The 13,202-nt window shown below is 65.3% G+C and carries 10 protein-coding genes; 7 read left to right on the top strand and 3 right to left on the bottom strand.

Annotation, left to right across the window (positions count from 1 at the left end; translation table 11 throughout):
* Positions 1–70: 70 nt before the first annotated feature.
* Together AC6LJY_RS12970 and galU are read left to right on the top strand one after the other, a co-directional pair.
* Positions 71–961, top strand: a complete 891-nt coding sequence (locus AC6LJY_RS12970; protein WP_498136104.1) for a manganese catalase family protein — start codon at positions 71–73, stop codon at positions 959–961.
* Positions 962–1,055: 94 nt separating this feature from the next.
* Entirely contained in the window at positions 1,056–1,892 is an 837-nt protein-coding gene (gene galU / locus AC6LJY_RS12965) for a UTP--glucose-1-phosphate uridylyltransferase GalU (protein ID WP_046807134.1), read from the top strand.
* 68 nt (positions 1,893–1,960) lie between these two features.
* Here the strand turns inward: galU and nadE are convergent, their stop codons facing one another.
* Both nadE and AC6LJY_RS12955 read right to left on the bottom strand, forming a co-directional pair.
* Complete coding sequence (gene nadE, locus AC6LJY_RS12960) at positions 1,961–2,869, bottom strand: NAD(+) synthase (RefSeq protein ID WP_498136103.1); 909 nt, start codon at positions 2,867–2,869, stop codon at positions 1,961–1,963.
* A gap of 116 nt (positions 2,870–2,985) precedes the next feature.
* Complete coding sequence (locus AC6LJY_RS12955) at positions 2,986–3,216, bottom strand: CrpP-related protein (RefSeq protein ID WP_498136102.1); 231 nt, start codon at positions 3,214–3,216, stop codon at positions 2,986–2,988.
* Positions 3,217–3,586: 370 nt separating this feature from the next.
* On the opposite strand from AC6LJY_RS12955, the gene AC6LJY_RS12950 reads away from it, so the two are divergent.
* Positions 3,587–3,796 carry a hypothetical protein gene (locus AC6LJY_RS12950; RefSeq protein ID WP_046807136.1) on the top strand — a complete coding sequence of 70 codons (210 nt, stop codon included), beginning with the start codon at positions 3,587–3,589 and terminating at the stop codon, positions 3,794–3,796.
* An 18-nt stretch (positions 3,797–3,814) separates the two neighbouring features.
* Here the strand turns inward: AC6LJY_RS12950 and AC6LJY_RS12945 are convergent, their stop codons facing one another.
* Positions 3,815–7,939, bottom strand: coding sequence for a CheR family methyltransferase (locus AC6LJY_RS12945; protein WP_498136101.1), 4,125 nt, complete (start codon positions 7,937–7,939; stop codon positions 3,815–3,817).
* Positions 7,940–8,069: 130 nt separating this feature from the next.
* Between AC6LJY_RS12945 and AC6LJY_RS12940 the strand changes: the two genes are divergently transcribed.
* From AC6LJY_RS12940 to AC6LJY_RS12925, 4 genes are all read left to right on the top strand, one after another.
* The gene (locus AC6LJY_RS12940; RefSeq protein WP_498136100.1) at positions 8,070–8,792 is read left to right on the top strand and encodes a PIG-L family deacetylase; all 723 of its coding nucleotides are present in this window, start codon (positions 8,070–8,072) and stop codon (positions 8,790–8,792) included.
* Positions 8,789–9,661, top strand: coding sequence for a glycosyltransferase family 2 protein (locus AC6LJY_RS12935; RefSeq protein ID WP_498136099.1), 873 nt, complete (start codon positions 8,789–8,791; stop codon positions 9,659–9,661). The genes AC6LJY_RS12940 and AC6LJY_RS12935 overlap by 4 nt, the downstream gene beginning before the upstream one ends.
* A gap of 71 nt (positions 9,662–9,732) precedes the next feature.
* Positions 9,733–10,350, top strand: a complete 618-nt coding sequence (locus AC6LJY_RS12930; RefSeq protein ID WP_498136098.1) for a hypothetical protein — start codon at positions 9,733–9,735, stop codon at positions 10,348–10,350.
* Positions 10,322–13,108 (top strand): ATP-binding cassette domain-containing protein, encoded by a 2,787-nt coding sequence (locus AC6LJY_RS12925; RefSeq protein WP_498136097.1) that lies wholly within the window; start codon positions 10,322–10,324, stop codon positions 13,106–13,108. Before AC6LJY_RS12930 ends, AC6LJY_RS12925 begins: the two co-directional genes overlap by 29 nt.
* Positions 13,109–13,202: the final 94 nt, after the last annotated feature.

Below are 13,202 nucleotides of genomic sequence, written 5' to 3'. Positions count from 1 at the left end.
TTCCGGCATGGCGGTTGCGAGGGTCGCGGCAGCCGGGCCATTAGGGGAACGGCGTCAAAGGAGATAAACCATGTTTGCTCACAACAAACGATTGCAGTACACCGTCCGCGTCTCGCAGACCAATCCCGGTCTGGCGAACCTGCTGCTGGAACAATTTGGCGGGCCGCAAGGAGAACTGGCGGCGGCGTGTAGATATTTCACACAGGCCATTGCCGAAGACGATCCCGGCCGCAAAGACATGCTGCTGGACATCGCCACCGAAGAACTGAGCCATCTGGAAGTGATCGGGACCATGGTGGCCATGCTGAACAAGGGCGCCAAGGGCGCGCTGGCCGAAGCCACGGAATCCGAGGCCGAGATCTACCGGCGCTTGAACGGGCCGGGCAACGATTCGCACGTGACGCAAGTGCTGTACGGCGGCGGGCCGGCGCTAACCAACTCGGGCGGCCAGCTGTGGAATGCGGGCTATATCGACACCATCGGCGATCCGTCCGCCGACTTGCGCTCGAACATCGCCGCCGAAGCCCGCGCCAAGATCATCTACGAACGCTTGATCAACGCCACGGACGACCCCGGCGTCAAGGAAGCCCTGGGCTTTTTGATGACGCGCGAAGTCGCGCACCAGCGGTCCTTTGAAAAGGCGCTGTATTCCATGGAGCCCAATTTCCCGCCCGGAAAGCTGCCGGGCGATCCGCGCTTTGCCAACGTGTACTTCAACATGTCGCAGGGCGAAGGCGATATGCGCGGCTCGTGGAACAGCGACGAAAACTTTACCTACGTGACGGCCCGCGAAGAGCAGCGCGCCATCGATGGCGACGGCATGGCCAGCGTCGGGCTGACGGAAGAAGAAACGCTGGCGCTGCAAGCCATGGTGGCGCGCACCGCGTCGGACCCCTCGGCGGACCCGGCCACGGGCGCGGAGCTGGGTCAGGGGCCGGGCGCCGCCGATAAATTGACGTGATGCCACCGGCTCCCAGGCAACCCGGATCGCGGGCACGATTTTTGCTCAATTCCGCCACCCCGTTCCGGGTTGTCATCACAGTGAGAGCCAAGCCATGCTTCCCATTCGAAAAGCGGTATTTCCCGTTGCCGGCCTGGGCACGCGTTTCCTTCCGGCCACCAAGGCCATGCCCAAGGAAATGCTCCCCATCGTTGACCGGCCCCTGATCCAATATGCCGTCGAGGAGGCCGTGGCGGCGGGCATTACCGAATTGATCTTCGTCACCGGCCGCAACAAGCGCGCCATTGAAGACCACTTTGACCGCATGCCTGAATTGGAACGCGACCTGGAGTTGAAAAACAAGGTGGCGTTGCTGGACAGCGTGCGCAACGTGATTCCCGATTCCGTCAAATGCGTCTACACGCGCCAGCCGGCCGCGCTGGGGCTGGGCCACGCCGTGATGTGCGCGGCGGCCATCGTGGGCGACGAGCCGTTCGCGGTGCTGCTGGCCGACGACATGATCGACGCCGACACGCCGGTGATCGGCGAGATGATGAAAGTGGCGCGCGAGTTCGAAGGCAGCGTGCTGGCGGTGCAACACGTGCCGCGCAGCCAGACCAATCAGTACGGCATCGTGTCGGGCAAGCCGGCCTCGCAAAGCGTCGTGCAGGTGTCCGGCATCGTGGAAAAGCCCAAGCCCGAGGACGCGCCCAGCGAGCTCGCGGTGGTGGGCCGCTACATTCTTGAGCCCCAGATCTTTGACGCGCTCAAGGCCACGCAACCGGGCGTGGGCGGCGAAATTCAATTGACCGACGCCATCGCGTCGCTGTTGCAGGATCGCAAGGTGTACGGCTACGAGTACGACGGCGTGCGCTACGACTGCGGCAGCAAGGAAGGGTTCTACCGCGCCACGATGGAAATCGGGCGCAAGTACCACGGCATGGTGGGGTGAGGCGCTGGGGCGGGGCGATAAGGGGTTGCCCAGCAGCCGCTTATCGCCCCGCGCCGCGCCTGGAAGCCCTAAGCCGCCGCCGAGGGGTACTCATTGCCGTTGGGGGCGTCGTTGCCGCTGCCCCGGTCGTCCGTGCCGGGCGCCGGCGGCGCGGCGGTCGGCAAGCGCTTGTGCGCGGTCGCGTCGTATTGCTTCAGGATCGTCTCGCGCGCATCGTCGCGTACCGGCCGGCCTTCCAGGAAATCGTCGATCTCGTCGTACGAGACGCCCAGCGCCACCTCGTCCGGCAGGCCCGGCCGCAGCGATTCCAGGTCGGCCGTGGGCGCCTTGGTGATGAGCTTGGCGGGTGCGCCCAGCACCACGCCCAGCGCGCGCACACGCCGCTTGGTCAGACCGCGTAGCGGCAGCAGGTCGGCCGCGCCATCGCCGTGCTTGGTAAAAAAACCCATCAGCGCTTCCGCCGCCTGGTCCGTGCCGATGACCAGGCAGTCCAGCGCGCCGGCAATCGCGTATTGCGCCACCATGCGTTGACGCGCCTTGATGTTGCCAGCGACGAAGTCTTCCGCTGCCTTGTCGGCGAATACCAATCCCGCTGCTTCCAGCGCGTCACGCTGGGCATTTACCGCCGGCTTGATATCGACTTGCATGACGTGGTCCGCGCGAATGAAGTCCAGCGCGCGCGCGGCATCCTCTTCGTCGTGCTGTTCGCCGTACGGCAAGCGCACCGCCACGAAGAACGCGCGGCGTCCCTTCAGGCGCAGCCGCTCGGTGGCCAACTGCGCCATTCTTCCCGCCACCGTCGAATCCACGCCGCCGCTGATGCCCAGCACATAGCCGGATTTTCCGGTGTCTGATAAATAATCCTCCAGGAATGCGATCCGGCTTTCGAGCTCGCGGGCCGAGTCGAAGCCTTGTTGGACGCCGAGTTCACACGCAATGGCAGCTTGGCGATCTTGCGTGTTGGTATTCCGAGCCATGATCAGGTCTCCCTCCACAGTTGCGAATGCGGCGGACCGGCGTCCGCCATGTGCACCTGAGGGGCGGTAGCAAGTACCGAACCCGGCCCCGGATAGTCAGGGGAAAGCGGCTGGCGTCAGTGCAGTACCGGCGTGTCGCGCACGACGGCGGGCGGTTGGGAACGGCCCAGCCAACTTTCCACTTCCATCTTCCAGCCGGCTTCCCAGGCGGCGACCTTGGCGCGCCATTCGGAGATGGGCTCGCCGGTGTGGCCGGGCATTTGTTGCGCCCGCAGGTAGGGGCAATCGAACAGGCTCCACCCGTTCCGGGCGGCCTGTGCACCCTGATTTTGGATGTCTTTTTCCATCTCGGAACCTTGATGTTTGTGTGAGCGCCGAGTATGAGCGCAGACCCTGACAGCTGCAATAGTGTGGCAGCACTAGACGGCATAGCGTGGCGGGACCCCCGGGGTCCGGCTTGGGCACGCTACGTGCTGGACAACGCATGCCAGGCATCGCCGCCGTTCGGGCGGATCGGAGCTGAAATGAAAACGCCAAACCCTACTCAGCCGTCTTCGGACGAAGCTCAAGCACACGCTGCGCGCAAGTCCACTTCCGGCCGTGGGCCGTGGCGGCAGTTCGCAACCTTTATCGGAGCGCTTGTGGCGATCTTGCTCGTGGTATGGGCGGTAGCGATCTGGCTGCGATAGCGGCCGTTCCTTCTTTGAGGTGAGCCTTATGGAAGTCACCAATGAATGGCTGCTGCGATGGCAAACCGCGGGCGGCGGCTATAACCAGAAGCAGTTGGCGCTGCTGGGCGTGCCGTGGCCGCCCAAGCGGGGGTGGAAGCACGACGTGCTGGATACCGAAATTCCCGACGATGTGGCGCGGGCGTTTCAGGTGCTGGCGGGCCACCGGAGTTCCGGGCAAGGGCAGGCCGGCGCCTGAAGCGCGCCGCGTTCCCCCTTAGCCGCCGTCGCGCAGATGGCGCACGATGTCCAGCAGGTTGTCCAGCGACACCGGCTTGCTGATATGCGCGGAATAGCCGGCTTGCAGTGCCTCGTTCATGTCTTCCTTCGAACCAAAGCCGGTCAGTGCGATGGCCGGCACCGCGCTGTCCGGATGCTTTTCGCGAATGGCGCGGATCAGCTCATACCCGTCCATGTCGGCCATGCCGATATCGGACAGCAGCAGATCGAACGGCGCATTCGCGAATGCTTCCAGCGCCTCGCGGCCACTGCCCACCGCCGTGACGCAGGCCTCTTCCATTTCGAGCAGCTCGCGCATGATGTGAAGAATATCCTCGGAGTCATCCACGATCAGCACCTTCAACCCTTTAAGGGGACTCTCGCCGGGTAGCGGCAGCTGCACTTCCTGTTGCTGTGTGTTGGCCAGCGCCATGCGCACGGTGAAGCGCGCGCCACGCCCATTGCCATCCGAATGCGCCTGGATGGTGCCGCCGTGGGCCTTGACCAGTTCGCTGGCCACCGCCAGGCCGATACCCAGGCCGGGGCTTGCCAGATTGCGCTGGCGCAGATCCGCCTGGCTGAACATGTCGAACACCTTGCCCAGGAACTGGGCGTCGATGCCCTGGCCGTTATCGATGACATCCAGCCGCAAGCGCTCGTCTTCCACGTCCAGCTTCAGCGTGACGGTGCCGCCCGGCGGGGTGAACTTGATGCCGTTGTTCAGCAGGTTCCAGATGACCTGCTCCACGCGCAGCGGATCGGCGTTCAGATGGATGGCGCGGTTGGGGTCGAACTCGCCGCGCAGCGTCAGGCCCGCCGTGCTGGCCACGGGGCCCAGCACTTCAAGAATGTTGGTGGCTATCGCGGTGATATCGAATATCGATTGGTTCAGGCCCAGCTTGCCCGTGCGCACGCGGGAAAGGTCGAGCAGGTCGTCGATGATGCGCGCTTGCCCTTTGACCGACCGCTGGATCAGGTCTGCCGAGCGTGCCGCTGCCGGGGAATTGCGCACCGCCGGCGTGCGCGCCAGCAATTCCGCGTTCAGCTGGATCAGGTTCAGCGGATGCTTCAGCTCGTGCGACACCATGGCGAAGAATTCGTCCTTCAGCACGTTGTCGGCGCGCGCGCGGTCCAGGCGCGACTCTTGTTCGGCATCGCGCAGCTTCAGTTCCGTCACGTCGCGCACGATCTTCGCAAAGCCCTGATAGTGCGGGTCGTCCATGCGGTTGACGCCGCCCGTGCAGAAGATCAGGCCGCCGTCCTTGCGCCGGTGCCAGCGTTCGTCGGGCGCATAGCCGATATGCCGGGCGCGTTCCAGCTCTTTCTGTGGTCGGCCGGCTTCGTTGTCGGCGTCGGTGAAGATGATGGAGAACGACTTGCCGATGGCCTCTGAGCGGCTGTAGCCGAACATGGTCTCGGCGCCCACGTTCCAGTTGGTGATGATGCCGTCGTTGTCCAGCGTCAGGATGCCGAAGTCGCGCGCGCTTTCCGTCATCAGCTTCAGATGCGCTTCACCCAGCCGCACGCGGTCTTCGGCCTGGCGGCGGTCGGTGATGTCGATGAAGGTCAGCACCGCGCCTTCGATGCGGTGTTCGGCGCTGCGGTAGGGCAGCAGCCTGGCCAGATACCAACGGCCGGCGTCGCTGCACACTTCGCGTTCCACGGCGCGCAGGGATTCAAACACGCCTGCCGCGTCGCGCGCCATGTCGGGGTAGTCCAGCCGATGCGTGATGTCCAGCAGCGAGCGGCCCGCGTCGCTGTTGATGACGTTGAACACGTCGGTAGCGCGTGGCGTGAACCACTGGATGTGCATTTTGCGATCGACGAACAACGTGGCGATGTCGGTGGACGCAATCAGGTTTTGCAAGTCGTCGTTGATCTTGGCCGTCTCGTCCACCTTGGACTTCAGTTCGGCGTTGACCGTGATGAGCTCTTCGTTGACCGACTGCAACTCTTCCTTGCCCGTTTCAAGCTCTTCGGTGGCCGAGCGCAGCTCTTCGTTGATGGCCTGCAACTCTTCGTTGGACGCCTTGAGTTCTTCGGTGGAGGTCTCGGATTGTTCGATAGTGGATTGCAGCTGGTCCTTCGTGCCTTGCAGCTCGGCCTCCAGCTGCGTCAGCACGGCCGAGGCGCCGACGATGGGCGCGATGGCTTCGGGGCTCATCACGTCTTCCACTTCGTCAAACAGCACCAGCATGTAGTCGTTGGACGTTTCTTCGTGGCGAAACGGCCGCACCACCATGTTGACGTAGGCCTGGCGGTCTCCGATCTTCATCTTGACGCGGCGTGCCTCGACGCTTTTGCGCGTGTGCAGCGCCTGGAACATTGCCGTGCGCAGTTCGGTGCGCAGTTCCGGATAGACCAGGGACGGCAGGTTGCGCGACGGTTCGCCGCCGCCATGGCGCAAGAACCTGCCGGCCCGTTCCGACATGTGCACGATGTCGCTTTCGGCGTCCACGATGACACTGGGCGGCGCGTACATCTCCAGCGCGCGCTGGTGGACATCGGCGTACGACACCTTGTTGTGGCGGTTGCGCGTCAAGGGCGCGGCGGCGGTGCCGGGGCGTTCGAACGCGTGGGCGGCCGGCAACGCCGGCACGTTGCGCAGCTGCGCGGGCGTTTCCTTGGCCACGTAGATACGGTTGCGCTTGTCCACCACCTGGAACAGTCGGGGGCAGGCATCGGCCGATTCCGAGCTGCCCAGGAACAGGTATCCCCCGGGCTTGAGCGCAAAGTGGAACATGCGCAGCACGTCTTGCTGCACCTCGCGGTCCAGGTAGATCAGCAGGTTGCGGCAGCTGACCAGGTCCAGCTTGGAAAACGGCGGGTCGCGCAGCACGTTGTGCACGGCGAACAGCACGCGTTCGCGCACTTCTTTCTTGATGCGGTATTCGTGTTCGAGCCGGGTGAAATAGCCTTGCAGCAGGCTGGACGGCACGTCCGCCTCGATTGCCATGGGATAAGCGCCCGCGCGGCCGGTGGCCAAAGAGGCCTCGTCGATGTCGGTGGCGAACAGCTGGATCTTCTGGCTGTAGTTGAGCGCGTCGGCGCGCGCGCTGAGCAGGATCGCCAGCGAATACGCCTCTTCGCCGGTCGAGCAGCCCGCGACCCAGACCCGCATGGGACTGCCGGGATTTTTCTGGTGCCGCTCGAACAGCTTGGCCAGCGCGAAATTATCCAGCGACGTAAAAGCTTCTTTGTCGCGAAAAAATTGCGTCACGCCAATCAGCATGTCCGACAGCAACAGCGGCGTTTCTTCCACGCGGTCTTGCAGCAGCTTGCCGTATGCGGTCAAGGTGGACACGCCGGTCACCTGCATGCGGCGTTCGATGCGCCGCAGGACCGTCGCGGTCTTGTAATGGCGAAAATCGTGGCCGGTGCGGGCGCGCAGCAGCGTCAGGATGTCACGCAACGCGTTGCGGTCTTCTTTGTCGGGATCGGCTTCGTGCACCGCGTCGGCCGCCGATCCGGTGGCCTGGGACAGCCGCGGGATATGGATGGCCGCCATGTTGTCGGCAATCTGCTTGAGCCGCTCGGGCATGGCCGCCACCGGCAAAATGATGTCCACCATGCCGGTCGCGATGGCGCTGCGCGGCATGGCGTCGTGTTCGGCGTCTTCGGGCTGCTGCGCGAACGTGACGCCGCCCTGTTCCTTGATGCGCGCCAGGCCCACCGACCCGTCCGACCCGCCGCCCGTCAACACGATGCCGACCGCGCGCGTGGTGTGCACGTCGGCCAGGGTGCGGAAGAATTCGTCGATGGCGATGCGCGTGCCTTGCGATTGGCTGGCGGGCGACACGCTTAAATAGCCGTCGTTCATCGCCAGCATCGAGGCCGGCGGGATGACGTAGACGTGGTTGCTCTGGATGCGCTGCGGGTGGGTCACCTGCACGACCGGCATGCGGGTCGTGGCTTGCAGGATCTTGTCCAGCACGCTTTCGTGGTCGGGCGACAAATGCACGATCACCACGTAAGCCATGTTGGATTCGTCGCGGGTGTTCGAAAAGAAATCCTGTAGCGCTTCGATGCCCCCCGCCGAGGCGCCGAGGCCCACAACAGGAAAGTGCAAATCGCTGATGGCAAGACCCGGCTTGTTGACCGGCGCTGAAGGAACGTTGGACATGGAGGGGGAGGGCTCGCGATGGGCTGCGTTGCCTGGGATGATACAGCCGGACAAGGCAGTCGGGGGCGCCTATGTCGGGTACGTGACTTGCTGCATGGCGGGCAGATTCCATTCCGGTCAGACACCCCTCATGCCAGACGCTTTCTCTTGCACCCAAGCGGCGCGCGACCCCGGCCGATGCGCCGGGTCGCTGGTCGTCATTTCTCCGCACCTGGACGACGCGGTATTCAGCTGTGGCAGCCTGCTTGCCCGGTGTCCGGGCAGCACGGTCGTCACCGTATTCACTGGCGTGCCGCCAGACCCGGGCGTGCTGACGGACTGGGACCGCGCCTGCGGATTCGCCAGCGCCGGCGAATCGCTGCGCGCACGCCATGAAGAAAACCGCCGCGCCCTGGGCATGCTGGGTTGCGAGGGCCGTTCGCTGGACCTGCTGGATTGCCAATATATCGACTGCCCGGATGCGGGCATGCCCCGGCTGACCGAGGCGCTGCTCAGCACGGTGCACGAGCTGGCGCCGGACGCGGTGGCGATACCGCTGGGCCTGTTCCATGGCGATCACATCCGGGTCAGCGACGCGGCGCTGCTGACCTGGGAAACCTGGCCCGGTATGTCATGGTTCCTGTATGAAGACGCGCCGTATCGCGCCCGGCCGGGCGCCGTGCAGCAGCGCCTGGTCCAGTTGCACGCACGCGGGCTGATGCTGACGCCAGCCAGTTTCGCGGGCGAACCCGCCGCCAAGGCAGACGCCATTGCCGCCTACGCCAGTCAGATCAAGGGGTTCAACGGCCTGCCCGAAGACCTGTCCCGGCCCGAGCGCTATTGGCGCCTGTCCAGCAAAGGGGACTGCCCGTGAGCGAAGAGCGCGTATCCATTGTGGTGCTGACCCACAACCGCTGGCGCGAACTGCGGCGCACGCTTGAGCGGCTGGATGCGTTTTGCCGGGGCTACCCTGTCATCGTGGTGGACAACGGGTCCACCGACGGTACGGCCGATCATTTACAGCAGGAATTTCCGGCGGCGCTGCTGGTGCGCGTGGGCAAGAACCTGGGCGCGGCGGGGCGCAATCACGGCGTGGCCCAAGTCACCACGCCCTACGTCGCTTTCTGCGATGACGACACCTGCTGGGCGCCCGGGGCGCTGGAACGCGCGGCCGATCTGCTGGACGCGCATGCCGAGATTGCCGTGCTGAACGCCCGCATTCTGGTCGGGGCGGACGCGCGACTGGACCCGGCTTGCGCGGCCATGGCGCAAAGCCCCTTGCCGGCGTTGGCCGGCATCGGCCCCGAACTGGTCGGCTTCATGGCGGGGGCGAACGTGATGCGCACCCGCTCGTTCATGGACGCAGGCGGCTACTGGGAACCGTTTTTCATCGGCGGCGAAGAAACCTTGTTAAGCCTGGACATCATGGCTGACGGGGGCCGCATCGTTTACGCACCCGACCTGGAAACCTACCACTGGCCGTCCAAGTCGCGCGATGCGCCGTTGCGTCGCCGGATGCTGGCGCGCAACGCCTTGTGGACCGCGTGGCTGCGGCTGCCGGCGGGCATGGCGGCCCGGCGCAGCGTGGCCGTGCTGCGTGATTTGCCCGGCTGGCCCGAGCGCCTGCGCGCCTGCCGCGACGCGCTGGCCGGATGGGCGTTGATCCGCGAGCACCGTCGCCGCCTGGATCCGGCCACCTGCGAAAAGCTCAACACCGTCTGGCAGACGGAAGCCGCAGGGTGACGCGGGGCGGTTCATCATTCCCATTGCAACCCACCGCGTCCGCCGTGGACGCCGTCAACAGGAGGACCCACATGAACACCTTGCCCCAGACCCGCCACCGCGAGGCGGCAGAACAAGCCGTACAGCTGGCCATGCCGATGCTGGAGGCGGCCCGCACCGATCGGCGCGTAGGCGAGAGCGGCTTCTTGCACGTGGTGATCATGGACCCCCAGGCGCGGCCCGCCGACGGCGATTTTGAATCGGCCATCCTGTACGAAAAAAGCATCGGCGACACGTCCAGGTGGGACGCCGACTATGGCGCATATGCGCGCGCCAAGGCGCGCTTGAGCTGGCGCACCGGCCGGCCCAGCCACGAGGTGCTGGCGTTGCAACCGCATCTGGTCGCCCAGGGTGACGTGCTGGTCTGGGGCAGCGCGGTGGTCGATGGCGTGGTGGTGGCGGTCAGCGGCGCCAACCCCTGGTTTGACGAAGCGTTGTCCGGCGCCATCGCGCATCTGTTCAAAGCCTGCGTGCACGCCCAGGTGGACGCCCCAAGCCAGCGCCTGAGCCTGCGCCCAAGTCCGCGCGGCCTGATTTTTCCGCACCCCCTTTCGCCCGGAACCGGTACGCGCGGAACGGCATTTGCTGGCCCCGGCGCTCATCGTTTTGAGGGCCGGTCCCATGAAAGAAGCAGACGCCAGCGCGAATGATTTCGCTCGCAAGGAAGTCAACCGCACCATCTGGGCGGCGCTGTGGAAGTATCGACGTCGCACCGGCGCGGCGGTGGCATTGCTGGTGGCCGCCAAGCTGTTGATGGTGCTGGTGCCGGTCGTTCTGAAAACGATCGTCGACACCCTGAGCGCGCCGGGCCCGCTGATGCTGCCCGTGTTCCTGTTGTTGGCCTATGCCTTGATCCGCTTTGGCGGCAGCGTGTTCACCGAGCTGCGGGATGTGGTCTTCGTCAAGGTGGCCCAGCGCACCGTCGCCGACTTCACGGTGCGCGTGTTCGGGCAGCTGCAACAGCTGGGCGCGCGCTTTCACGGCGCGCGCAATACCGGCGGCCTGGCGCGCGATGTCGAACGCGGCACGGCGGGCCTGGGTTTTCTGCTGGGCACGGGCTTGTTCACCCTGTTGCCCACCCTGGTCGAAATCGTTTCGGTGGTGCTGATCCTGGTGATGGGCTACAGCGCCTGGTTCGCGCTGATTGTCACGGTGACCTTCGTTGCCTATTTTTCCTACACCACGGTGCTGGTCAGAAAGCGCGTCAGGTATCAACGCCGATTGAACGAGCTGGATTCCCGAGCCAGCGGCCAGATGGTTGACAGTTTGCTGAATTACGAGGCAGTGAAACTCAACGCGAACGAAGCGCTGGAATCATCGCGCCTGAGCCGCATCCTGACCGAATGGACCGAAGTGGGTATCCGCAACCAGCGGTCGTTGTCGCGGCTGCACGTAGGGCAGTCGGGCATCATTGCCTGCGGTGTGGCGGCGGTGATGCTGCTGGCCGGGCAGCAGGTGGTCACCGCGCAGATGACGGTGGGCGACCTGGTGCTGGTCAACGCCTACATCATCCAGATATGCCTGCCGCTCAATACGCTGGGCCTGATATTCCGGCAGGCCAAGGAGGCGTTTGTGAACGCCGAACGCGTGTGCGATCTGCTGCGGCATCCGCCTGAAACGGGCGATGACCCCAACCTGCCCGCGCTGGACCCGGGCGCGGGCGAAATACGTTTCGAGGGCGTGAGCTTTGGCTACGACCCCGGCCGGCAGATCTTGTGGGACATCGATTTCACCGTGCCCGCCGGCACCACGCTGGCGGTGGTGGGCGGCAGCGGATCGGGCAAATCCACACTGGCCCGCCTGCTGTTCCGCTTTTACGACCCGGATGCCGGGCGCGTCCTGATCAACGGGCAGGACCTGCGCACGGTCAACGTGCGCAGCCTGCGCCGTGCGCTGGGCATCGTGCCGCAAGACACGCTGCTGTTCAACGAGACCATTGCGTACAACATCGCCTACAGCCGGCCCGAGGCCACGCGCGACCAGGTCGTGCAAGCGGCGCGGGGCGCGCGGGTGCATGACTTTATCGAAAGCCTGCCCGACGGCTACGAGACGCCGGTGGGCGAGCGTGGCGTGATGCTGTCCGGTGGCGAACGGCAGCGCATCGCCATTGCGCGCGCCATCTTGAAAAACCCGTCCATCGTGGTGTTCGACGAAGCCACATCCGCGTTGGATACACGCACCGAACGCGCCATTCAGGGCGAGCTGGAGCGCATCTCGCGCGGGCGCACCACGCTGATCATCGCGCACCGCCTTTCCACGATTGTTCACGCCCATAACATTCTGGTGCTGGACCGGGGCCGTGTGATCGAGCAGGGCCGTCATGAAGACCTGCTCAAGCGGCAGGGCATGTACGCGCAGATGTGGGCGCTGCAACGCCAGCAGTCCGCTCTGGAAGAAGCCATGGGCCGCGAAACGCGCCAGCCCGTGAACCTGGTGGCCGTGGTGGCGGGCGTGCTGGACGCCGCGCGCGAACTGGCGCAGGACAAGGGCGTGAACGTGTACACGACCATTGGCAACGAGGCCGCGCGCATCACCGGCGATCCCAGTTCGTTGCAGCAGCTGGTGTGGGACATGTGCCTGCACGCCATTGCCGTTACGCCGATGGGCGGCCGCATCGAGATACGCCTGCAACGCGAAGGGCAGATGACGCGGCTTGCCGTCACGGACGGCCGGACGGCGGCGGCGCAGCCGGATGAGCCGCAGGCCGTGCCCGCTGACATTTCGCTGAATATGCCCGAGCCGCTGCGCGCCGCCGCTGCGTTGGATCCGGCGCAATTGGCGGCGCAAGTGCAGCGCCAGGGCGGTGCGTTCCACAGCACCACGGGGCCGGCCGGCGGGCTGACTTATTGCGCTGATTTTCCGGTGCGCGCGGTAGAGGCGACCGCGTTGCGCGCCGACGTCGGCCTGCCCGATCTGCAAGGCGCCACGGTGATGGTGGTGGATGACCAGCCGGAAGCGGGCGACATGGTGGCAGAGATCCTGCGGTCCAACGGCGCCGACGTCTCGCAATGCACGACGGGCCAGGAAGTGTTGAAGGCGTTCGCCGACCTGCCGCCCGACCACTGGCCGCGCGTGCTGATCTGCGACCTGTCGCTGGGAGACATGGACGGCTACGAGGTCGTGGGCCGCATTCGCGACATGGAAGTGCGGCGCGGCGCGTCGCTGGCGCATCGGCTGCCGGCCATCGCGCTGTCGGGCCACGTCAGCCCCGAGTACCGCTTGCGCAGCTTGCTGGCGGGCTTTCAGGTGCATCTGGCCAAGCCGGTGGACCCTAACGAATTGCTGGCGACCGTGGGCGCAATGCTGCCGCCCGCCGGTGGCAAACGGGCTGAGAAAGGCACTGACAAAAGCGCAGACAAAAGCGCAGAGAAAAGCGCCGACAAAGGCGCAGAGGGCACCGAGGCCTGAGCGTGCGATACGGCACTTCTTACCGTGCGTGTAAGAAGTGCCGTGTCCAAAACCCGACCCCTGAATATCGACACGTTGCATCGCCGTGGTGGCG

Source organism: Achromobacter sp. RT286_PF, from assembly GCF_059760425.1.
Note: the sequence above shows the minus strand (reverse complement) of the source record. Positions and strands in the feature narration are given on the sequence as shown.

Bases quoted from the DNA above. Each gene is read 5' to 3' on its own strand.
- AC6LJY_RS12970 (WP_498136104.1), top strand. From the start codon at position 71: ATGTTTGCTCACAACAAACGATTGCAGTACACCGTCCGCGTCTCGCAG.
- galU (WP_046807134.1), top strand. From the start codon at position 1,056: ATGCTTCCCATTCGAAAAGCGGTATTTCCCGTTGCCGGCCTGGGCACG.
- nadE (WP_498136103.1), bottom strand. From the start codon at position 2,869: ATGGCTCGGAATACCAACACGCAAGATCGCCAAGCTGCCATTGCGTGT.
- AC6LJY_RS12955 (WP_498136102.1), bottom strand. From the start codon at position 3,216: ATGGAAAAAGACATCCAAAATCAGGGTGCACAGGCCGCCCGGAACGGG.
- AC6LJY_RS12950 (WP_046807136.1), top strand. From the start codon at position 3,587: ATGGAAGTCACCAATGAATGGCTGCTGCGATGGCAAACCGCGGGCGGC.
- AC6LJY_RS12945 (WP_498136101.1), bottom strand. From the start codon at position 7,939: ATGTCCAACGTTCCTTCAGCGCCGGTCAACAAGCCGGGTCTTGCCATC.
- AC6LJY_RS12940 (WP_498136100.1), top strand. From the start codon at position 8,070: ATGCCAGACGCTTTCTCTTGCACCCAAGCGGCGCGCGACCCCGGCCGA.
- AC6LJY_RS12930 (WP_498136098.1), top strand. From the start codon at position 9,733: ATGAACACCTTGCCCCAGACCCGCCACCGCGAGGCGGCAGAACAAGCC.
- AC6LJY_RS12925 (WP_498136097.1), top strand. From the start codon at position 10,322: ATGAAAGAAGCAGACGCCAGCGCGAATGATTTCGCTCGCAAGGAAGTC.